Origin of the sequence: Enterobacter asburiae, assembly GCA_011754535.1 — a bacterium.
Lineage (GTDB): Bacteria > Pseudomonadota > Gammaproteobacteria > Enterobacterales > Enterobacteriaceae > Enterobacter > Enterobacter cloacae_N.
In genome coordinates this window covers 2,712,044-2,733,844 of record JAAQVN010000001.1, presented here as the reverse complement: position 1 = coordinate 2,733,844, position 21,801 = coordinate 2,712,044, and the positions used below count along the sequence as shown (strand labels likewise).

The following is a 21,801-nucleotide window of genomic DNA, read 5'->3' as shown; positions in this document are numbered from 1 at the left end:
GGGCGTAAAACGCTTCGGGTAGCACTATGTTAACTGAGCAGTTGCGTTGACGCTATGTCAGGAATCCAGGGGAAGTAAAACAGGGCTAATGAGAAAGGTTAAAATTGGACTGGCGCTGGGCTCAGGTGCAGCCCGCGGATGGTCTCATATCGGCGTGATTAATGCCTTAAACAAAATGGGTGTTGACGTTGATATCGTTGCAGGATGTTCAATAGGATCGCTGGTCGGCTCCGCTTACGCGTGCGGCAAACTCCCTGAACTCGAAACCTGGGTACGCTCCTTCAGTTACTGGGACGTGCTGCGTCTGATGGATCTCTCCTGGCAGCGCGGTGGGCTGCTGCGCGGTGAACGCGTCTTTAACCAGTTCCGCCGGGTGATGCCTCTCGAAGATTTTACTGACTGCCGGATGCCTTTTGGCGCCGTCGCGACGAATCTCAGCACAGGCCGTGAACTCTGGCTGACCGAAGGGGATATTCACCTTGCGGTGCGTGCTTCATGCAGTATTCCAGGGCTTATGGCGCCTGTGCCCCATAATGGCTACTGGCTTGTCGATGGTGGCGTCGTGAACCCGGTTCCCATCTCTCTGACGCGTGCCATGGGGGCCGACATCGTCATCGCCGTGGATTTGCAGCACGATGCTCATCTGATGCAGCAAGACCTTATGCCGGTCAATCTCCAGGGCGAAAGTGCCGACGTCGAAAAGCTTGCCTGGCATGAGCGCCTGCGCGGAAGAATCGGGCGTATGGCCGCACGGCGATCGGTTGCCGCGCCGACAGCCATGGAAATCATGACCACCTCAATTCAGGTTCTTGAAAATCGCCTCAAACGTAACCGTATGGCCGGCGATCCACCGGATATTCTTATTCAGCCTTACTGTCCGCAAATCTCTACCCTTGATTTCCATCGGGCTGAGGCCGCCATCGCAGCGGGCTCGCTAGCCGTCGAAAAGAAAATAGACGAGTTGCTGCCGTTTGTGCGAACAGCACGTTAAGCACCTTTTTTTGACTACTTCAGCAAAATCTGACAGGCGATAGTGCCGATAGCATGCCACTATTTAGTAACTGTCAGCCAGGGGAGGAACCATGACGCAGCCATTGGCCGGAAAACACATTTTGATTGTTGAAGACGAGCCCGTTTTCCGATCGCTACTGGATTCGTGGTTATCCTCGCTGGGAGCAAACACTTTACTGGCCGAAGATGGTGTCGACGCGCTGGAAAAAATGACCGGTATTACGCCCGATCTGATGATTTGCGACATCGCGATGCCGCGAATGAATGGATTGAAACTGGTTGAACATTTGCGCAACGAGGGTGACCAGATGCCCATTCTGGTGATCTCCGCGACTGAGAATATGGCGGATATTGCCAAAGCATTACGTCTTGGCGTTCAGGATATTCTGCTTAAACCCGTCAAAGATCTGAGCCGGCTACGTGAAACGGTATTAGCGTGCCTTTATCCGAATATGTTTAATTCCCGTGTTGAGGAAGAGGAACGCCTTTTTCAGGACTGGGACGCGCTGGTGAGTAATCCGCCAGCGGCGGCGAAATTGCTGCAAGAGCTTCAGCCTCCCGTTCAGCAAACTATTTCCCACTGCCGCGTAAATTATCGCCAGCTGGTGGCGGCCGATCAGCCTGGGCTGGTGCTGGATATTGCACCTCTGTCTGATTCCGACCTCGCATTTTATTCTCTGGACGTAACCCGGGCAGGGGATAATGGCGTATTAGCTGCGTTGTTACTTCGTGCGCTCTTTAATGGATTATTGCAGGAACAGTTATCACATCAGGGACAACGGCTCCCTGAGTTAGGCAGTTTACTCAAACAGGTAAACCAGCTTTTTCGTCAGGCTAATTTACCCGGACAGTTCCCGCTGCTGGTTGGTTATTACCATAGCGGTTTAAAGAATCTTATCCTCGTTTCAGCAGGTCTCAACGCGTCATTGAATACCGGGGAGCACCATATTCAGGTGAGTAACGGTGTGCCGCTTGGAACACTGGGAACGGCGTATCTCAATCAAATTAGCCATCGCTGTTCTTCCTGGCAGTGCCAAATTTGGGGTGCCGGGGGAAGGCTACGCTTAATGTTGTCCACGGAATAAGCAATTGGATCTTAATTTTAAGATTGCTTTACCTGTGTTTTCTCGAGAGTGCTACTATCGCTGCCCAGATTCATGCGTATTTGTCCTAATTGATCGGCAACGCGTTCTTTTCAGACCCGGACTGCGGGGCGAGGCTGATATACTCAACGCGTTATTTATTGCATAAAAGTTCAAAACTTGAACAGCTCAGGAGAATTTGAATGGCTGCCCTAAATTCGAAAGTCAGAAAGGCCGTCATCCCGGTAGCGGGATTGGGGACCAGGATGTTACCAGCAACTAAGGCGATTCCTAAAGAGATGCTGCCTCTGGTTGATAAGCCATTAATCCAGTATGTCGTTAATGAGTGTATCGCGGCCGGCATCACTGAAATTGTGCTGGTTACGCATTCATCTAAAAACTCTATCGAAAACCACTTCGATACAAGTTTTGAACTCGAAGCCATGCTGGAAAAACGCGTTAAGCGTCAGCTGTTAGAAGAAGTTCAGTCTATTTGCCCTCCGCACGTTACCATCATGCAGGTCCGTCAGGGGCTGGCTAAAGGTCTGGGCCACGCGGTTATGTGTGCACACCCGGTTGTGGGTGATGAGCCTGTCGCGGTCATTCTGCCAGACGTTATTCTGGATGAATACGAATCCGATCTTTCCCAGGATAACCTGGCTGAGATGATCCATCGCTTCGACGAAACGGGCTGCAGCCAGATCATGGTTGAGCCTGTTGAAGATGTGACCGCTTACGGTGTGGTTGACTGCAAGGGTGTGAACCTTGAGCCAGGCGAAAGCGTGCCAATGGTTGGTGTCGTAGAGAAGCCTAAAGCCGACGTAGCGCCGTCTAATCTGGCGGTGGTGGGTCGCTATGTCCTGAGCGCTGAAATCTGGCCTCTGCTGGCGAAAACGCCTCCAGGAGCAGGGGATGAAATCCAGCTGACGGATGCCATTGATATGCTGATCGAGAAAGAGACCGTTGAGGCTTACCACATGAAAGGTAAGAGCCATGACTGCGGTAATAAGCTCGGTTATATGCAGGCGTTCGTTGAATATGGCATTCGCCATAATACGCTGGGTGAAGAATTTAAAGGCTGGCTCAAAGAGAGTATGGGTATTAAGAAATAACCCGGGCGTAAATCTCTGAAACCGGTGTGGCGCTGCCCACCGGTTTTTTTATGCCCATAAAACGCCATCACGAGCCTGTTTGTAAGCAAAACTAAATAGCCGAATAACGCTTTATGACGGAGTGTAAGAGGATGTTTGTGATAAATTGCGGGCAAAAAAAATCCCGCCAGAGGCGGGATTTTTCTGAATTCGGCGTGATTAATCCTTGATCAGGAAGTCATCCAGCTGTTTACCTTGCTCATCCATGGCTTTCTTGATTACAGCAGGAGTACGGCCCTGGCCGGTCCAGGTTTTAGTTTCGCCGTTCTCATCAACATAGCTATATTTAGCAGGACGGGCAGCGCGTTTTGCTTTGGTACCGGTTTTTGCAGCAGCCATGCTGTTCAGCAATTCATTTGGATCGATACCATCAGCAATCAGCATTTCACGATATTGCTGCAGTTTACGCGTACGTTCTTCGATTTCAGCAGCAGCAGCGCTTTCTTCTTCGCGACGTTCATTAACTACAACTTCTAATTTTTCCAGCATTTCTTCGAGCGTTTCAAGGGTACATTCTCTTGCCTGCGCACGAAGAGTACGGATGTTGTTCAGAATTTTAAGTGCTTCGCTCATTGTAGTAATCTCAAACTTATAATGGGGGGTGGTTTGTTGACCTAATAATAGAGCCATAAATTCAGATGTGCAATAGCCAGGAATGTAAGGAATTCAAAAAATACTAAATAAAGCCGCTATTATTAATTACGCTAACTTAAATTTCCTCTTCGACAGTCTCGCTTGTTATCACGATAACCTGCTTAACCCCGCCGCTTGCATCTTTTTTTGTGACATTTACCGCAGGAATTATAGTTTCGGCGGATAAATATCAGCCTTTTGTATTAGTTCCAGGCTACGGCGCTAAGGCAGGAATAGTTAATAAATAGTGAATTTTAATGAACGCGGATTCCACTATAAAAAGAAGTGTTATGTTTGGCTAACCATATAACCTATTCATCAGCATGAGCTCCATTACTCTCTGTTTTAACGTATTATTTTTGCGAAAAGAAGGTGTTTTACACCTTTCAGCACGGCATCGTTTGTGCGGCGTGTCGCTGATGACCAGACAAAATATGGTACAATGAATCATCGGGAATATTACACATTGATTAGGGTTTGACGGCCAATGGCACAACTTTATTTCTACTATTCGGCAATGAATGCCGGTAAATCCACCGCGCTGCTCCAATCCTCATACAATTACCAGGAACGAGGAATGCGTACCGTTGTTTATACTGCTGAAATCGACGATCGCTTCGGTGCAGGGAAGGTGAGTTCCAGAATAGGCCTCTCTTCGCCAGCCAGGCTTTTTAACCCGCAAACTGACCTGCTGGAGGATATCCGCGCTGCGCATGCGTCAGAGCCTATTCACTGCGTTCTGGTTGATGAAAGCCAGTTCCTGACGCGTGAACAGGTGCACGCGCTCTCTGAAGTGGTTGATGAGCTCGATATCCCCGTCCTGTGCTACGGGCTGCGTACAGACTTCCGCGGGGAACTGTTTGCCGGAAGCCAGTATCTGCTTGCCTGGTCAGATAAGCTGGTTGAACTGAAAACTATCTGCTTCTGCGGACGCAAGGCCAGCATGGTGCTTCGTCTCGACCATGCCGGAAAACCTTATGCGGACGGTGAGCAGGTGGTGATTGGCGGCAATGAACGCTATGTGTCGGTCTGTCGTAAGCATTATAAGGAAGCATTGTCCGTAGGCTCGCTCACGGCGATCCAGCACGACAACAGAAAATAATATCTGCTGTTGTTCAGACATAAAAAAACCCGCCACGAAGGCGGGTTTTTTCATCAGGCTGTCAGTTAAGCACTTTTCTTCGCTTTCTTGTCAGCTTTAATGACAGGAGCTTCTGTTTTCACAGCAGCAACGTCACCTTCCTTGAACTCACGACCATAGTAGGTATCCAGCAGGATCTGTTTCAGCTCGGAGATCAGGGGGTAGCGCGGGTTAGCACCAGTACACTGGTCATCGAAGGCATCTTCAGACAGCTTGTCTACGTGAGCGAGGAAGTCAGCTTCCTGAACGCCTGCTTCACGGATAGATTTAGGAATACCCAGTTCAGCTTTCAGGCTTTCCAGCCATGCCAGCAGTTTCTCAATCTTCGCAGCAGTACGGTCGCCCGGTGCGCTCAGACCAAGGTGGTCAGCGATTTCAGCATAACGACGACGCGCTTGCGGACGGTCGTACTGGCTGAAAGCAGTCTGCTTGGTTGGGTTGTCGTTAGCGTTATAACGGATAACGTTGCTTATCAACAGGGCGTTCGCCAGACCGTGAGGAATGTGGAACTGTGAACCCAGCTTGTGCGCCATAGAGTGGCAAACACCCAGGAAGGCGTTCGCAAACGCGATACCGGCGATGGTTGCTGCACTGTGGACACGTTCACGTGCTACTGGGTTTTTAGAACCTTCGTTGTAGGACGCAGGCAGGTTTTCTTTCAGCAGTTTCAGAGCCTGCAGAGCCTGACCGTCAGAGAACTCAGACGCCAGTACAGAAACGTAGGCTTCCAGGGCGTGAGTGACCGCATCCAGACCACCGAATGCACACAGAGATTTCGGCATCTCCATAACCAGGTTGGCATCAACGATAGCCATATCTGGGGTCAGCGCGTAGTCAGCCAGTGGATATTTCTGACCTGTTGCGTCATCCGTTACCACCGCAAATGGTGTCACTTCTGAACCGGTACCGGAAGTGGTAGTGACGGCGATCATTTTCGCTTTCACGCCCATTTTCGGGAACTTGTAGATACGTTTACGGATGTCCATAAAGCGCAGCGCCAGTTCTTCGAAGTGGGTTTCCGGATGCTCGTACATAACCCACATGATTTTCGCGGCGTCCATTGGGGAACCACCACCCAGTGCGATAATCACATCTGGTTTGAATGAATTCGCCAGCTCAGCACCTTTGCGTACAACGCTCAGGGTCGGGTCAGCTTCAACTTCGAAGAACACTTCAGTTTCGACGCCAGCCGCTTTCAGTACAGAGGTGATCTGGTCAGCGTAGCCGTTGTTGAACAGGAAACGGTCAGTCACGATGAGCGCACGTTTGTGGCCATCAGTAATCACTTCATCCAGCGCGATTGGCAGAGAGCCACGGCGGAAGTAGATAGATTTCGGAAGTTTGTGCCACAACATGTTTTCAGCTCGCTTAGCAACGGTTTTCTTGTTGATCAGGTGTTTTGGACCAACGTTTTCAGAGATGGAGTTACCACCCCAGGAACCACAACCCAGAGTCAGGGAAGGTGCGAGTTTAAAGTTATACAGGTCGCCAATACCACCCTGAGAAGCAGGGGTGTTAATCAGGATACGGGCTGTTTTCATCATCTGACCGAAGTGGGCAACACGCTCTGGCTGGTTATCCTGGTCGGTGTACAGACATGAGGTATGACCGATACCGCCCATGGCAACCAGCTTCTCGGCTTTCTCTACCGCGTCTTCGAAATCTTTCGCACGGTACATAGCAAGCGTTGGAGACAGTTTTTCGTGAGCAAACGGCTCGCTTTCGTCGACAACTTTAACTTCACCGATCAGGATTTTGGTGGTTGCCGGAACGGTAAAGCCTGCGAGTTCAGCGATCTTATAGGCTGGCTGACCCACGATAGCGGCGTTGAGCGCGCCATTTTTCAGGATAATGTCCTGAACCGCTTTCAGCTCTTTACCCTGCAGCAGGTAGCCACCGTGGCTGGCGAAACGTTCGCGTACTGCGTCGTACACGGAATCGACAACAACAACAGACTGTTCAGATGCACAGATAACGCCGTTATCGAAGGTTTTAGACATCAGAACAGACGCCACAGCACGTTTGATGTCAGCGGTTTCATCGATAACAACTGGGGTGTTACCTGCACCCACACCGATAGCTGGTTTACCGGAGCTATATGCCGCTTTAACCATGCCAGGACCACCGGTCGCCAGAATCAGGTTAATGTCCGGGTGATGCATCAGCGCGTTGGACAGCTCAACAGAAGGTTGGTCGATCCAGCCAATCAGATCTTTTGGTGCGCCAGCGGCAATTGCAGCCTGCAGAACGATGTCTGCTGCTTTATTTGTCGCGTCTTTCGCACGTGGATGTGGAGAGAAGATGATTGCGTTACGGGTCTTCAGGCTGATCAGTGATTTGAAGATAGCCGTTGAAGTTGGGTTAGTGGTTGGAACAATACCGCAAATGATACCGATAGGTTCGGCGATTGTGATCGTCCCGAAGGTGTCGTCTTCAGACAGAACGCCACAGGTTTTCTCATCTTTATAGGCGTTGTAGATATACTCAGAAGCAAAGTGGTTTTTGATCACTTTATCTTCAACGATACCCATGCCAGATTCGGCAACGGCCATTTTAGCGAGAGGGATTCGAGCATCTGCAGCAGCCAGAGCGGCCGCGCGGAAGATTTTATCAACCTGTTCTTGGGTGAAATTGGCATATTCACGCTGGGCTTTTTTAACGCGCTCGACGAGGGCGTTCAGTTCAGCGATATTAGTAACAGCCATAATGCTCTCCTGATAATGTTTAAACTCTTTTAGTAAACCAGCGCTCGATACGTCAGACAGTATAGACAGTGCCAATACGACTTGCGTTACATAAAGTAAAACAAAGGGTTACTTTATGCTCCAGTACACTAATTTACTAAAAGAGCCTTACCTTAGCATCATCCCTTTTTGTCAGGTGACCTCCCTGGGGGCGTAATCAAGATTACTCACTTCTGAGTACAGAAATCATGATCTGCGTCAATTTTCCACTAAGCTGATACCTTTCAGCAGGGTTATTTAATGGATATATTTCCACTGTTAATTAATTAAGTAACTATTGGAAGTGGCGCTATCATTGTCTCAACATATGTTTAACATTCTGAAATGCTAACGTTTTGGCACAGATTTCTGGTGAAGTATGCTAATAAAAAGCGTATCTTCAGCGCGATTTTTCATGACAACGTACCAGTCCCGGGCATGCGCAAAAGCGGAGCAAAACGTGATCCAAACGCTCTTTGATTTTCCTACGTATTTCAAATTTTTTATTGGTTTGTTTGCCCTGGTCAACCCGGTGGGGATCATTCCTGTCTTCATTAGTATGACCAGTTACCAGACGGCGGCGGCCCGGAACAAAACCAATCTCACCGCTAACCTGTCTGTGGCGATCATTTTGCTCACCTCGCTTTTCCTGGGAGATGCCATTCTCCAGATCTTTGGCATCTCGATTGACTCCTTCCGCATTGCGGGCGGGATCCTGGTGGTGACCATTGCCATGTCCATGATCAGCGGTAAGCTGGGTGAGGATAAGCAGAACAAGCAGGAAAAGTCAGAAACCGCCATTCGCGAAAGTATCGGCGTGGTTCCGCTGGCGTTACCCCTGATGGCCGGGCCGGGTGCCATCAGTTCGACGATTGTCTGGGGCACGCGTTACCATAGTCTCATGCACCTGATTGGCTTTTCCGTCGCAATTGCCGTTTTCGCGCTCTGTTGCTGGGGTGTATTCCGCATGGCGCCGTGGCTGGTGCGCTTGCTGGGGCAGACGGGCATTAACGTTATTACGCGTATCATGGGGCTGCTGTTGATGGCACTCGGGATCGAGTTCATTGTAACGGGTATTAAAAGCATTTTCCCCGGCTTGTTGCATTGATATTTCATATGAAAGAACGGCGCTGCGGCGCCGATTTTTTTATGTAATTATCAGCAAATCATATAAATAAAGTTGAAATGCTCACATATCATAATAAATTCTACTAATAATGTTCATTGCTTGTATTTCATAGAGTTATGAATTCCCCTCCAGTCCACCTGCGCAGAAAATCTTCGAACGCTCTGTTATTTTACTCACACGATAGTCTGGGGCTTGCTGAGTGATAACCGAAATGATATTAGTAATTTCAACATTCATGTAGATGAATGTGCTAAATAATAACCAGTTGTTAAATTTTTGTACAAAATCACGCGACGATAGCGCAGCGACGCGCTTGTAGAGAAAACTTTCTCTATCATTTTGAATATTATTGGTTTTTCTTAATGTTCAACGTCTGGCAGGGCCGCCACCAAAGATACGGCACTCACTGTAAAAGAGAATTGCTTAACAAATTTGCAAAATGTATTGGCGCGTGTTTACGCCATTTGATACTTTCCGGCCTAATATTTTGCAGCATAAAACAACCAGATGAGAATTATTTTCATATAGTCCTCTTCTCAGATATCCGGCACAGGTCTCAAACAGGGGAGGCCTGGCAAGAATCGACGCAAGACGGCCATACGAGCGGTCAGTAATAAAAAAGTCGGTGATAGCAAGAAGTAAAAAAAGAACCTGACAGCAGCAAAAAAAACTCCTGCGCTGTACAGGCCCCAACAGGGGATTAAACAGCTGGCGAAAGCCAGTAATTATAATGAGTGGAGTACCAACACAATGTCCATCATCACAAAAAAAAATCTGGTAGCGGCGGGGATTTTAACTGCGCTAATCGCGGGCAACGCTGCAATGGCTGCGGACGTTCCTGCAGGTGTTCAACTGGCGGAGAAACAGACGCTGGTTCGTAACAACGGTGCGGAAGTGCAGTCTCTCGACCCGCACAAAATTGAAGGCGTTCCTGAGTCGAACGTTAACCGCGACCTTTTCGAAGGCTTGCTGGTGACTGACGTAGACGGCCACCCGGCACCGGGTGTGGCAGAAAAGTGGGAAAACAAAGATTTCAAAGTCTGGACCTTCCATCTGCGTAAAGATGCCAAATGGTCCGACGGTACACCGGTTACCGCCGAAGATTTCGTGTATAGCTGGCAGCGTCTGGCGAATCCAAACACCGCTTCTCCGTATGCGAGCTATCTGCAGTATGGCCACATCGCCAATATCGATGACATCATCGCTGGTAAAAAGCCGGTCACCGACCTGGGCGTGAAGGCGATTGATGCTAATACCTTTGAAGTGACGTTGAGCGAACCTGTTCCGTACTTCTATAAGCTGCTGGTTCACCCGTCCGTATCGCCTGTACCAAAATCCGCTGTCGAAAAATTTGGTGAAAAATGGACACAGCCTGCCAATATCGTGACCAACGGTGCCTATAAGCTCAAAGACTGGGTGGTCAACGAACGTATGGTGCTGGAGCGTAACCCGCAGTACTGGGATAACGCTAAGACCGTTATTAATCAGGTCACCTACCTGCCAATCTCTTCCGAAGTGACCGACGTTAACCGCTACCGCAGCGGCGAAATCGACATGACCTATAACAACATGCCGATTGAACTGTTCCAGAAGCTGAAGAAAGAGATCCCGAAAGAAGTTCACGTCGATCCGTATCTGTGCACCTATTACTACGAAATCAACAACCAGAAAGCACCGTTCACCGACGTGCGCGTTCGTACTGCGCTGAAGCTGGCACTGGATCGCGATATTATCGTGAACAAAGTGAAAAACCAGGGCGATCTGCCAGCGTACAGCTACACACCTCCGTATACCGATGGGATGAAGCTGGTTGAGCCTGAGTGGTTCAAGTGGTCACAGGAAAAACGAAACGAAGAGGCGAAAAAACTGCTGGCTGAAGCAGGATACACCGCAGATAAACCGCTGACGTTTAACCTGCTGTACAACACATCAGATCTGCATAAGAAACTGGCGATTGCGGTGGCGTCTATCTGGAAGAAAAACCTGGGCGTGAACGTTAAGCTGGAAAACCAGGAGTGGAAAACCTTCCTCGATACGCGTCATCAGGGGACCTTCGACGTGGCGCGTGCGGGCTGGTGTGCGGACTATAACGAACCAACCTCATTCCTGAACACCATGCTCAGCGACAGTTCCAACAACACGGCGCACTATAAGAGCCCGGCGTTCGACAAGATCATCGCCGAAACGCTGAAAGTGTCTGACGATGCGCAGCGCGCAGAGCTGTACGCGAAATCAGAAGAGCAGCTCGATAAAGACTCTGCAATTGTACCGGTTTACTACTACGTTAACGCCCGTCTGGTGAAACCGTGGGTAGGGGGTTATACCGGTAAAGACCCGTTGGATAATATTTCCGTTAAGAATCTCTATATTATCAAGCATTAATGGCAATACGTGGGGCGAGCCTGGCTTGCCCCACTGTGTCTACTTTGTAACATTCATCAGGCACACGCCAGAAGGTACGGGCAATGTTGAAATTTATCCTGCGTCGCTGCTTAGAAGCGATACCAACGCTATTTATTCTAATTACGATTTCCTTCTTTATGATGCGTCTCGCGCCGGGAAGTCCATTTACCGGTGAACGCACGCTGCCGCCGGAAGTTATGGCGAACATCGAGGCGAAGTATCACTTAAACGATCCCATCACCACCCAATACTTCAACTATCTGAAGCAGCTGGCGCACGGTGATTTTGGACCGTCATTTAAATATAAAGACTATTCCGTTAACGACCTGGTGGCCTCCAGCTTCCCGGTGTCGGCAAAACTGGGTGCTGCAGCATTCATTCTGGCCGTCGTTCTCGGAGTCACCGCAGGCGTTATCGCCGCGCTCAGACAAAATACCAAATGGGATTATGCCGTAATGGGGGTGGCAATGACCGGGGTAGTGATACCCAGTTTCGTTGTCGCGCCATTGCTGGTGATGATATTTGCCATCACGCTGAAATGGCTGCCCGGGGGCGGCTGGAACGGCGGGGCTTTGAAGTTCATGATTTTACCGATGGTGGCATTATCGCTGGCATACATCGCCAGTATTGCGCGTATCACCCGTGGTTCTATGATCGAAGTGCTGCACTCAAACTTCATCCGTACCGCACGCGCGAAAGGGCTGCCGATGCGCCGGATCATCTTCCGCCACGCGCTCAAGCCGGCGCTGCTGCCAGTGCTTTCCTATATGGGACCGGCATTCGTCGGCATCATTACGGGTTCAATGGTTATCGAAACGATCTATGGCCTGCCGGGCATTGGTCAGCTGTTCGTTAACGGGGCGCTTAACCGTGACTACTCGCTCGTTCTGAGCCTCACGATCCTTGTGGGCGCGCTGACCATTCTCTTTAACGCCGTTGTCGATGTGCTGTATGCCGTTATCGACCCGAAAATCCGTTACTAACGCTGGAGCACGCCATGATGTTGAGTAAGAAAAACAGCGAGGTGCTGGAAAACTTCAGTGAAAAACTGGAAGTAGAAGGTCGTAGCCTCTGGCAGGACGCGCGCCGTCGCTTTATGCACAACCGTGCCGCGGTCGCCAGCCTGGTGGTTCTGGTGATCATCGCGCTTTTTGTGACCCTGGCACCTATGCTGTCGCAATTTACCTATTTCGATACGGACTGGGGCATGATGTCCAGCGCGCCGGATATGGAGTCTGGCCACTATTTCGGTACCGATTCATCCGGCCGTGATTTGCTGGTGCGCGTGGCGATTGGTGGTCGTATTTCCCTGATGGTCGGTATCGCCGCTGCGCTGGTGGCGGTGATTGTGGGGACGCTTTACGGCGCGCTCTCCGGCTACCTTGGCGGCAAAGTAGACTCAGTGATGATGCGTTTGCTGGAAATCCTGAACTCCTTCCCGTTTATGTTCTTCGTTATTTTGCTGGTGACCTTCTTTGGCCAGAACATCCTGTTGATCTTCGTGGCTATCGGGATGGTTTCCTGGCTGGATATGGCGCGTATCGTGCGCGGCCAGACGCTGAGCCTCAAACGCAAAGAGTTTATCGAAGCGGCGCAGGTAGGGGGCGTATCAACCAGTAATATCGTGGTTCGTCATATCGTGCCTAACGTGCTGGGCGTGGTGGTGGTCTATGCATCACTGCTGGTGCCAAGCATGATCCTGTTTGAATCCTTCCTCAGCTTCCTGGGGCTGGGTACGCAGGAGCCACTGAGCAGCTGGGGCGCGCTGCTGAGCGACGGCGCAAACTCGATGGAAGTTTCACCGTGGCTGTTGCTTTATCCGGCGGGTTTCCTGGTCGTCACCCTGTTTTGTTTTAACTTTATCGGCGATGGCCTGCGTGATGCCCTCGACCCGAAAGACCGTTAAGGAGCGCCGTCATGACAATAATTGAAACGGCCACCGCGCCTCAGGCGCAACAGCAGAGCAACCTTCTGCTGGATGTGAAAGACCTCCGCGTGACCTTTAAAACGCCGGACGGGGATGTGACCGCAGTCAACGATCTCAACTTTAACCTGAGCAAAGGTGAAACGCTGGGGATCGTGGGGGAATCCGGTTCCGGAAAATCCCAGACCGCTTTTGCGCTGATGGGCCTGCTGGCCGCGAACGGCGTGATTGGCGGTTCGGCAAAATTCAACGGCCGTGAAATCCTCAACTTACCGGAGCACGAGCTGAACAAGCTTCGCGCCGAACAAATCTCAATGATTTTCCAGGATCCGATGACTTCGCTGAACCCGTATATGCGCGTCGGCGAGCAGCTTATGGAAGTCCTGATGCTGCACAAAGGCCTGGGCAAAGCGGAAGCCTTTGAGGAATCCGTGAAAATGCTGGATGCGGTGAAAATGCCGGAAGCGCGCAAGCGCATGCGCATGTTCCCGCACGAGTTTTCCGGCGGTATGCGTCAGCGCGTGATGATTGCGATGGCGCTGCTGTGTCGGCCGAAGCTGCTGATTGCCGATGAACCGACTACCGCGCTGGACGTGACCGTTCAGGCGCAAATCATGACCCTGTTGAACGAGCTTAAGCGTGAGTTCAACACGGCGATTATCATGATCACCCACGATCTTGGTGTCGTGGCAGGTATCTGTGACAAAGTGCTGGTGATGTATGCCGGGCGCACCATGGAATACGGCAAAGCGCGTGACGTGTTCTATCAGCCTGCCCATCCTTACTCCATTGGCCTGCTGAACGCGGTGCCGCGTCTTGATGCGGAAGGGGAATCCCTGCTCACCATTCCTGGCAACCCGCCAAACCTGCTGCGTCTGCCGAAAGGCTGTCCATTCCAGCCGCGCTGCCCGCACGCAATGGAAATCTGCAACAGCGCGCCGCCGCTGGAAGAATTTGCCCCAGGCCGTCTGCGCGCCTGCTTTAAGCCGCAGGAGGAGCTGGTATGAACGCAGTAGATGAAAAACGCAACGTGCTTCTCGAAATCGCTGACCTCAAGGTGCATTTCGACATCAAAGACGGCAAACAGTGGTTCTGGCAGCCGCCGAAGACCCTGAAAGCGGTGGATGGCGTCACGCTGCGCCTGTACGAAGGGGAGACCCTGGGTGTGGTGGGAGAGTCTGGCTGCGGTAAATCCACCTTTGCGCGTGCGATTATCGGACTGGTGAAAGCCACCGGCGGCAAAGTAGCCTGGCTGGGTAAAGATCTGCTGGGCATGAAGCCCGACGAGTGGCGCGACGTGCGCAGCGATATCCAGATGATTTTCCAGGATCCGCTGGCGTCATTAAACCCGCGCATGACCATCGGTGAGATTATCGCCGAGCCGCTGCGCACCTATCATCCTAAGATGTCGCGTCAGGAAGTGCGCGACCGCGTGAAGGCGATGATGCTGAAAGTCGGCCTGTTGCCTAACCTCATCAACCGTTATCCGCACGAATTCTCCGGCGGCCAGTGCCAGCGTATTGGTATTGCTCGTGCGCTGATCCTCGAACCTAAGCTGATAATCTGTGATGAGCCGGTTTCCGCGCTGGACGTGTCTATTCAGGCGCAGGTGGTGAACCTGCTTCAGAAGCTGCAACGAGAAATGGGGCTGTCGCTGATCTTTATCGCGCACGACCTGGCGGTGGTAAAACACATCTCAGACCGCGTGCTGGTGATGTATCTGGGCCATGCCGTGGAGTTAGGTACCTACGATGAGGTGTACCACAACCCGCTGCACCCTTACACCAGAGCGCTGATGTCGGCGGTGCCGATCCCCGACCCCGATCTGGAAAAGAATAAAACGATTCAGCTTCTGGAAGGGGAATTGCCGTCGCCAATTAACCCGCCGTCGGGCTGCGTGTTCCGCACGCGATGCCCGATGGCGGGGCCGGAATGTGCGAAAACGCGACCGGTTCTGGAAGGCAGTTTCCGACATGCGGTTTCCTGCCTGAAAGTAGACCCGTTATAATCGTAAGGGCTGACATGATGTCAGCCCTTATTTTTTGCGAGGTTATTGTGTCGCGTTTATTCACCTCAGCCCGTCGTCGGCTCTATCATCTTTTATTCGATCCTGAAACGGTATCGGGACGCCGTTTTGAAGGTCTCTGCGCGCTCTTTGCGCTACTCAGCGTAGTGGTCATATTTATTGAATCGGGTGTTGGTACGCAGTATCACCTGACATTTGAGGAATGGCATGCCTTTGTCTGGCTGGAATTGATTATCACCCTGGTCTTTACCGCTGAGTATATTTTGCGGGTAGTTTGTTGGCCCAACCCGGCAAAGTACGTCTTCAGCTTCTGGGGCTTCATTGATTTAGCCACTATCCTGCCGCTCTATGTGATGTGGTTGTGGCCGGAGATCAGCCTCAACTATGTTTTCGCCTGGCGAGCGATGCGCGTTATTCGGGTATTACGTATCCTGAAGTTGCTGCGCTTTATGCCGTCGCTGCGGGTATTCTGGAGCGCGATCGTCAGCGCACGACACCAGCTTATTCTTTTCTATTCGTTTATTGCCATCGTCATGATTGTTTTCGGCGCGCTGATGTATTTGATAGAAGGGCCGAAATATGGCTTCGCGACGCTCAATGCGTCCGTCTACTGGGCGATAGTGACCGTTACGACCGTGGGGTATGGCGATATCACGCCCCATACGCCGCTGGGGCGGATAGTGGCATCCGTGCTGATTCTGATTGGGTACTCGGTTATTGCCATCCCGACGGGGCTTATCACCACGCACATGAGCAGCGCGTTTCAGAACCATAAACAGCGGCGCAAATGTCCGAACTGCCACCAGGCCGATCATGAACACAGCGCGCGGTTTTGCAACCGCTGTGGAAGTGCGTTACCGGATTAAATAAAAAAGGCTGCCATCGCAGCCTTTTTTATTATTCGCGCCAGAGTATATGGCACAGCTTGTGGTCTTTCTCGCGACACAGCAGGACGCGGGCGAAGATGTCGTTAATTTCCCCTCCATCTTCGTCAGCCAGCCCAATTACCACTTCGGCAAAGAAGTCAGGATTCAGGTCGAAATCCACATGTTCGGCCCAGTCCTCTGAAGGGTCGAACAATTCGGCACCGCCGCGCTCTTCGAACTGCAGATTAAAGAGGATCACGTCTGCGGGATCGAGGTTATCAACCGCCAGTTCGAGAAAAATGTCATAGGCCTGCTCGAGCGTTTCGTCTTCGGTCAGGCGATTGTTCAGATCCATTTCCATGATGACTACCTGTTTAACATCGTTGGGCACGTTTTACAGCAACGGACTAAAGAAGTAAAACAGTCGTTCAGCTATTCGCTGCCATAGCGGACGTTTTACCCACAGCCTGGCATCCAGCAGTCGCGAGCGGGAGATATAGTCATCCTGAACTGCCGCCAGGTCACCGCCAAAGCCAGCGTCATCAATCACCAGGGTGATTTCAAAGTTTAGCCACAGGCTGCGCATATCAAGGTTAACCGTGCCCACCAGGCTTAACTCGCCGTCGACCAGCACGCTCTTGGTGTGCAATAGCCCGCCTTCAAACTGATAAATTTTCACCCCGGCAGCCAGCAGTTCGCTAAAGAAGGCACGGCTGGCCCAGCCCACCAGAAGGGAGTCATTTTTGCGCGGCAGAATGATACTCACATCGACACCGCGCTGCGCTGCGGTACAAATCGCGTGCAGCAGGTCATCGCTGGGGACAAAGTAGGGCGTCGTCATGATCAGATATTCACGCGCGGAGTAGGTTGCCGTCAGCAGCGCCTGATGAATCAAGTCCTCCGGGAAGCCTGGTCCGGAGGCGATGGTATGAATTGTATGGCCGCTGGCCTCTTCAAACGGCATGATATTGCCATCCGGCGGCGGCGGCAGGATACGCTTGCCGGTCTCTATTTCCCAGTCGCAGGAGTACACGATGCCCATCGAGGTGGCAATCGGCCCCTCCATTCGCGCCATCAGATCCACCCATTGCCCGACGCCGGAATCCTGTTTAAAGAAGCGCGGGTCAACCATGTTCATACTGCCTGTGTAGGCAATATAGTTATCGATCATGACCATTTTACGGTGCTGGCGAAGGTCCATCCGGCGCAGAAACACGCGCAGGAGATTAACCTTCAGCGCCTCAACCACCTCGATACCGGCGTTACGCATCATGCCCGCCCAGGGGCTACGGAAAAATGCCACGCTGCCCGCGGAGTCCAGCATCAGACGGCAGTGGATCCCCCGGCGTGCGGCCGCCATCAGCGACTCAGCGACCTGGTCAGCCATGCCGCCGGGCTGCCAGATATAAAACACCATCTCAATATTATGGCGAGCCAGTTGAATATCGCGAATCAACGCCTGCATGACATCATCGGACGACGTCAGTAGCTGGAGCTGATTGCCCTTCACGCCGCCAATCCCCTGGCGGCGCTCGCAGAGCTTAAACAGCGAGGAGGCGACGCTACTGTTCTCCTCGGCAAAGATATGCTTGCAGGCTTTGAGATCGTTAAGCCATTTCGCGGTGGAAGGCCACATGGCACGCGCCCGCTCGGCCCGGCGTTTACCCAAATGAAGCTCACCGAAAGAGAGATAGGCAATAATTCCCACCAGTGGGAGGATATAAATGATCAGAAGCCAGGCCATGGCAGAGGGTACGGCTCTGCGCTTCATCAGGATGCGTAACGTCACACCCGCGATTAACAGCCAGTATCCCAGAATGACCAGCCAACTCACCACGGTGTAGAAGGTTGTCATAGTTAAAAAAATCCTTTTGAAAGCGTATTGTTATGAGTGTACGCATCAGGATTCATCTGGCAAATAAAAACGCCAGGTAAAAGCGCTGGTTTGCTGCCGGGTTGGGTTTATAATGGCGACTCTGTTTGAGAAAGAGTTGTAGACATGAAGCGCAGTAGAACAGAAGTAGGGCGCTGGCGCATGTTGCGACAGGTGAGTCGTCGTAAGGCTCGTTGGCTGGAAGCACAATCCCGCCGCAATATGCGTATCCACGCCATCAGAAAATGTGGATTGACCCGGCACCGCAATGCGTTGCTGTTCGCAGTCCAGGATATCTGAAACCCATGAGGGCACCGCAAGGTGCCCGCTGATTTTATAGTGTCTGATTTTGCGAATATCGTTATTGCGTCGATATTCCGGTTATTTTTAGCAAAAGGAGGGAGAGGTGTTTGCGGAGTTTGGTGTACTGAATTTCTGGACGTATGTCGTTGGCGCATTTTTTATCGTGCTGGTTCCCGGGCCAAACACCCTGTTTGTGCTGAAAACCGGGATTGGTCACGGAGTGAAAAAAGGGTATCTTGCCGCGACCGGTGTGTTTATCGGTGATGCGGTATTGATGTTTCTGGCCTGGGCGGGTGTTGCGGCATTGATCCAGACGACCCCAGTACTCTTTAATATCGTGCGCTATCTTGGGGCCTTCTATCTGCTGTGGCTGGGGGGCAAAATGATCTGGTCGGTAATTACCCGTCAGAATAACGCTCCAGAGAGCGGAACCGAGCCGGCCAGCACGATCATGAAACGCTCCCTCGTCCTGAGCCTGACCAATCCAAAAGCGATTCTGTTCTACGTTTCGTTCTTTGTGCAGTTTATCGACGTGAATGCGCAAAATACCGGGACCTCTTTCCTGATCCTTGCCACCACGCTTGAGCTGATTAGCTTTATGTACATGAGCTTCCTGATCTTCTCCGGGGCGTTTGTCACGCGTTATCTGAAAACCAAAAAGAAGCTGGCAAAGTTGGGAAACGGGCTGATAGGGCTGCTGTTTGTCGGATTTGCGGCGCGGTTAGCGTCGCTGCATTGATGTGACAATAGGCTCCTGAGGGAGCCTTTTTTATGTTTGACAACTCTCCGCTATTTAGTTGTATAGTACAACTAAATAGCGGAGATAATAACATGCCCATCGAAACCCCTCTTGTCAGCGATATCCGTAGCGCCTCACGTTTGATGGTGCGCGAATTAGGCTTTATGGCCTCGACGCTGGCCTCAACGAATTATTCCCCCTCGGCTGTTCATACCCTTGTCGAACTTGATTTGCAGAAAGAAATGACCGCTGGCCAACTGGTGCAATTGTTAGGTCTGGAAAAATCCAGCGTCAGCCGGATGCTGGCGCGCCTGATTGCAGCAGGTGAACTTGAAGAAGTCATTTCCAGCGAAGATGCCAGAACGAAGCGCCTGCGACTGACGGCAAAAGGTCAGGAAACAGTCAGACAAATTAATACCTACAGCAGCGATCGCGTGTTGAACGCCATAAAGACACTGGATCCGTTGCAACAGAAAACGATCTCTCAGGGTCTTTCACTTTATGCCAGAGCGCTGCTGGCTGGCCGTGAAACGCCAGATAATGTTCAACCCGACGCGTTGAAAATTGTGTCGGGCTATCTGCCTGGAATGATTGGTAGAATCGTGGAGATGCATGGCAGTTATTATTCCCGGGAGCATAATTTCGGTCGCTTCTTCGAAGCGAAAGTGGCCTCAGGGCTGGCCGAGTTTAGTGAGCGACTGGAGAAGCCCTGTAACCAGGTCTGGCTGGCAATACTGAACGACAAAATTGTCGGCTCGGTGGCAATTGATGGTGAAGATTTAAAGCCAGGGGAAGCTCACCTTCGCTGGTTTATTCTTGATGACGGCTGTCGTGGATATGGTGTTGGTAAAAAACTTCTGACCGAAGCGATGCGCTTTTGCGATAGCGCAGGTTTTTCTGCCGTACATCTGTGGACATTCAATAAACTGACGGCCGCAAGAAGTCTGTATGAATCGCTTGGTTTCAGGTTAGCCAAAGAGTGGGAAGGTGACCAATGGGGAAGCCTTATTACAGAACAGCAATTTACCTGGCGTAAAGATGTCTGAACTGACTGGCGATCAATAAAAGGCTCCTCCCGGAGCCTTTTTACATCAGAACACTTTCTTATATGGCCGCACCGTCACTTTCGCATACACACCCGCCGCAACGTATGGGTCTGCGTCAGCCCAGGCCTGCGCCGCTTCCTGAGACTCAAACTCCGCAATGACCGTGGAGCCAGAAAAACCGGCGGCTCCAGGGTCATTGCTGTCAACAGCAGGCATTGGACCTGCGGTCAACAAACGGCCTTCGTCCTGGAGCAACTGCAGGCGAGCCAGATGGGCAGGGCGAACCGAGAGACGTTTTTCGAGGGAATCAGCGACATCTTCAGAGTAGATCACGTAAAGCACGGTGAAGCTCCTTAAGCGTAATAAAGTGTCAGTTACGTTATGTGAAAGGGCAATTAACTGCAATGTAAAGATAAAAGCAACGTTAATCCCCCGATCTGAGTGCCCCTTTTTTGACCACTCCAGCGCTTAAATTGCGCCAGAACAAAGTGTCTTATTGAATATGATTGCTATTTGCATTTAAAATCGGAGTTCGGTTTTTTAACGTTGATGATTATGACTTCGATGACCCTTGATTTACCTCGCCGCTTTCCCTGGCCGACGCTGCTGTCCGTCGTGATTCACGGTGCCGTCGTGGCGGGTTTGCTCTACACTTCGGTTCATCAGGTTATTGAAATGCCCGCACCCGCCCAGCCGATCTCGGTGACCATGGTCTCGCCAGCGGATCTCGAACCGCCGCAGGTTGCGCCGCCCCCGCCACAGCCTGTTGCTGAGCCTGAGCCGGAACCCGAGCCGGTCCCGGAACCACCGAAGGAAGCACCGGTGGTGATCCATAAACCTGAACCAAAGCCAAAACCTAAGCCGAAGCCAAAGCCGGTTAAGAAGATTGAAGAGCGTCCAAAACATGAAGAACGCCCGGTTGAACCTCGCGCGACCCAGCCGGTCGAGAATACGGCGCCTTCGCGTCCGGTTATGAATAACAGCGCGCCGGCCGCGAAGCCGACGGTTGCCGCACCGGCAGGCCCACGTGCGTTGAGCCGTAATCAGCCTCAGTACCCGGCGCGAGCTCAGGCCTTACGCATTGAAGGCCGCGTACGGGTGAAATTTGACGTCACTGCGGATGGCCGCGTTGATAACGTGGAAATCCTGTCTGCTCAACCTTCAAATATGTTCGAGCGCGAAGTGAAATCGGCGATGCGCAGATGGCGCTACGAACCCGGTAAACCGGGTAGTGGACTGATCGTGAACATTGTTTTCCGCCTTAATGGCGGGGCGCAGATGGAATAAGAAAAGCCTCCGGAAGGAGGCTTTTTTTTGCCTGTCGTTCAGGCTGGCGGAAGCTGACGAGGTTTACCCTCGCTATCGACAGCTACATAAATAAACAGCGCTTCAGTTGCTTTATAGCGCTGTCCAATCGGTTCAGAAGAGACTTTCTTCACCCAGACTTCAATGTTGATGGAGATGGAGGTATTGCCGCGTTTTACGCAACGGGCGTAACAGCAAACCACATCACCTACCGCAACCGGGCGCAGGAAGGTCATTCCATCCACCCGCACGGTCACCACGCGCCCATGAGCAATCTCTTTTGCCAGAATTGCGCCGCCCATATCCATCTGCGACATCAGCCAGCCGCCAAAAATATCGCCATTGGCATTGGTGTCAGCGGGCATTGCCAGTGTGCGTAAAACCAGTTCGCCCTGAGGGGCGTTATTTGTTGTCATTGTTTTAACTCATAACGGAAGACTTCAGGC

At 51.6% G+C, this 21,801-nt stretch carries 21 protein-coding genes; 15 read left to right on the top strand and 6 right to left on the bottom strand.

What is annotated here, in order from left to right; genetic code table 11:
• Nucleotides 1–88: 88 nt before the first annotated feature.
• From rssA to galU, 3 genes are all read left to right on the top strand, one after another.
• Entirely contained in the window at nt 89–991 is a 903-nt protein-coding gene (gene rssA / locus HBM95_12885; protein NIH43826.1) for a patatin-like phospholipase RssA, read from the top strand.
• Between the two features lie 91 nt (nt 992–1,082).
• Entirely contained in the window at nt 1,083–2,096 is a 1,014-nt protein-coding gene (gene rssB, locus HBM95_12880) for a two-component system response regulator RssB (GenBank protein ID NIH43825.1), read from the top strand.
• Between the two features lie 200 nt (nt 2,097–2,296).
• Entirely contained in the window at nt 2,297–3,205 is a 909-nt protein-coding gene (gene galU, locus HBM95_12875) for a UTP--glucose-1-phosphate uridylyltransferase GalU (protein NIH43824.1), read from the top strand.
• Between the two features lie 198 nt (nt 3,206–3,403).
• On the opposite strand, the gene hns is transcribed toward galU, so the two are convergent.
• The gene (gene hns, locus HBM95_12870; protein ID NIH43823.1) at nt 3,404–3,817 is read right to left on the bottom strand and encodes a DNA-binding transcriptional regulator H-NS; all 414 of its coding nucleotides are present in this window, start codon (nt 3,815–3,817) and stop codon (nt 3,404–3,406) included.
• A 547-nt stretch (nt 3,818–4,364) separates the two neighbouring features.
• On the opposite strand from hns, the gene tdk reads away from it, so the two are divergent.
• Entirely contained in the window at nt 4,365–4,979 is a 615-nt protein-coding gene (gene tdk, locus HBM95_12865; GenBank protein ID NIH43822.1) for a thymidine kinase, read from the top strand.
• Between the two features lie 65 nt (nt 4,980–5,044).
• On the opposite strand, the gene adhE is transcribed toward tdk, so the two are convergent.
• A complete protein-coding gene (gene adhE, locus HBM95_12860; protein NIH43821.1) occupies nt 5,045–7,723 on the bottom strand; it encodes a bifunctional acetaldehyde-CoA/alcohol dehydrogenase in 2,679 nt (892 codons plus the stop codon).
• 478 nt (nt 7,724–8,201) lie between these two features.
• On the opposite strand from adhE, the gene HBM95_12855 reads away from it, so the two are divergent.
• From HBM95_12855 to HBM95_12825, 7 genes are all read left to right on the top strand, one after another.
• Nucleotides 8,202–8,849: a YchE family NAAT transporter gene (locus HBM95_12855; protein ID NIH43820.1), complete on the top strand. Its 648-nt coding sequence runs from the start codon at nt 8,202–8,204 to the stop codon at nt 8,847–8,849.
• A 771-nt stretch (nt 8,850–9,620) separates the two neighbouring features.
• Entirely contained in the window at nt 9,621–11,252 is a 1,632-nt protein-coding gene (gene oppA, locus HBM95_12850; protein ID NIH43819.1) for an oligopeptide ABC transporter substrate-binding protein OppA, read from the top strand.
• 83 nt (nt 11,253–11,335) lie between these two features.
• Nucleotides 11,336–12,256, top strand: a complete 921-nt coding sequence (gene oppB, locus HBM95_12845) for an oligopeptide ABC transporter permease OppB (GenBank protein ID NIH43818.1) — start codon at nt 11,336–11,338, stop codon at nt 12,254–12,256.
• Nucleotides 12,257–12,270: 14 nt separating this feature from the next.
• A complete protein-coding gene (gene oppC / locus HBM95_12840) occupies nt 12,271–13,179 on the top strand; it encodes an oligopeptide ABC transporter permease OppC (protein NIH43817.1) in 909 nt (302 codons plus the stop codon).
• Between the two features lie 11 nt (nt 13,180–13,190).
• Nucleotides 13,191–14,204 (top strand): ABC transporter ATP-binding protein, encoded by a 1,014-nt coding sequence (locus tag HBM95_12835; protein NIH43816.1) that lies wholly within the window; start codon nt 13,191–13,193, stop codon nt 14,202–14,204.
• Nucleotides 14,201–15,205, top strand: coding sequence for a murein tripeptide/oligopeptide ABC transporter ATP binding protein OppF (gene oppF / locus HBM95_12830; GenBank protein ID NIH43815.1), 1,005 nt, complete (start codon nt 14,201–14,203; stop codon nt 15,203–15,205). Before HBM95_12835 ends, oppF begins: the two co-directional genes overlap by 4 nt.
• Nucleotides 15,206–15,252: 47 nt before the next feature.
• Nucleotides 15,253–16,089, top strand: coding sequence for an ion transporter (locus HBM95_12825; GenBank protein NIH43814.1), 837 nt, complete (start codon nt 15,253–15,255; stop codon nt 16,087–16,089).
• Nucleotides 16,090–16,120: 31 nt separating this feature from the next.
• Here HBM95_12825 and HBM95_12820 read toward each other — a convergent pair whose 3' ends face one another.
• A complete protein-coding gene (locus HBM95_12820) occupies nt 16,121–16,450 on the bottom strand; it encodes a YciU family protein (protein NIH43813.1) in 330 nt (109 codons plus the stop codon).
• Nucleotides 16,451–16,483: 33 nt separating this feature from the next.
• Nucleotides 16,484–17,944 (bottom strand): cardiolipin synthase, encoded by a 1,461-nt coding sequence (cls, locus tag HBM95_12815; protein NIH43812.1) that lies wholly within the window; start codon nt 17,942–17,944, stop codon nt 16,484–16,486.
• A 144-nt stretch (nt 17,945–18,088) separates the two neighbouring features.
• Here cls and HBM95_12810 point away from each other — a divergent pair, with 144 nt between their 5' ends.
• The 3 genes from HBM95_12810 (at nt 18,089) to HBM95_12800 (ending at nt 20,050) form a co-directional block, all read left to right on the top strand.
• Nucleotides 18,089–18,262 carry a YciY family protein gene (locus tag HBM95_12810; GenBank protein NIH43811.1) on the top strand — a complete coding sequence of 58 codons (174 nt, stop codon included), beginning with the start codon at nt 18,089–18,091 and terminating at the stop codon, nt 18,260–18,262.
• Between the two features lie 106 nt (nt 18,263–18,368).
• Complete coding sequence (gene leuE, locus HBM95_12805) at nt 18,369–19,004, top strand: leucine efflux protein LeuE (GenBank protein NIH43810.1); 636 nt, start codon at nt 18,369–18,371, stop codon at nt 19,002–19,004.
• A gap of 92 nt (nt 19,005–19,096) precedes the next feature.
• Nucleotides 19,097–20,050, top strand: coding sequence for a MarR family transcriptional regulator (locus tag HBM95_12800; protein NIH43809.1), 954 nt, complete (start codon nt 19,097–19,099; stop codon nt 20,048–20,050).
• Nucleotides 20,051–20,095: 45 nt separating this feature from the next.
• On the opposite strand, the gene HBM95_12795 is transcribed toward HBM95_12800, so the two are convergent.
• Nucleotides 20,096–20,392: a YciI family protein gene (locus HBM95_12795; GenBank protein NIH43808.1), complete on the bottom strand. Its 297-nt coding sequence runs from the start codon at nt 20,390–20,392 to the stop codon at nt 20,096–20,098.
• Between the two features lie 222 nt (nt 20,393–20,614).
• On the opposite strand from HBM95_12795, the gene tonB reads away from it, so the two are divergent.
• On the top strand, nt 20,615–21,337 hold the full coding sequence (gene tonB / locus HBM95_12790; GenBank protein NIH43807.1) for a TonB system transport protein TonB: 723 nt from the start codon (nt 20,615–20,617) through the stop codon (nt 21,335–21,337).
• 38 nt (nt 21,338–21,375) lie between these two features.
• On the opposite strand, the gene yciA is transcribed toward tonB, so the two are convergent.
• Nucleotides 21,376–21,771: an acyl-CoA thioester hydrolase YciA gene (yciA, locus tag HBM95_12785; protein NIH43806.1), complete on the bottom strand. Its 396-nt coding sequence runs from the start codon at nt 21,769–21,771 to the stop codon at nt 21,376–21,378.
• Nucleotides 21,772–21,801: the final 30 nt, after the last annotated feature.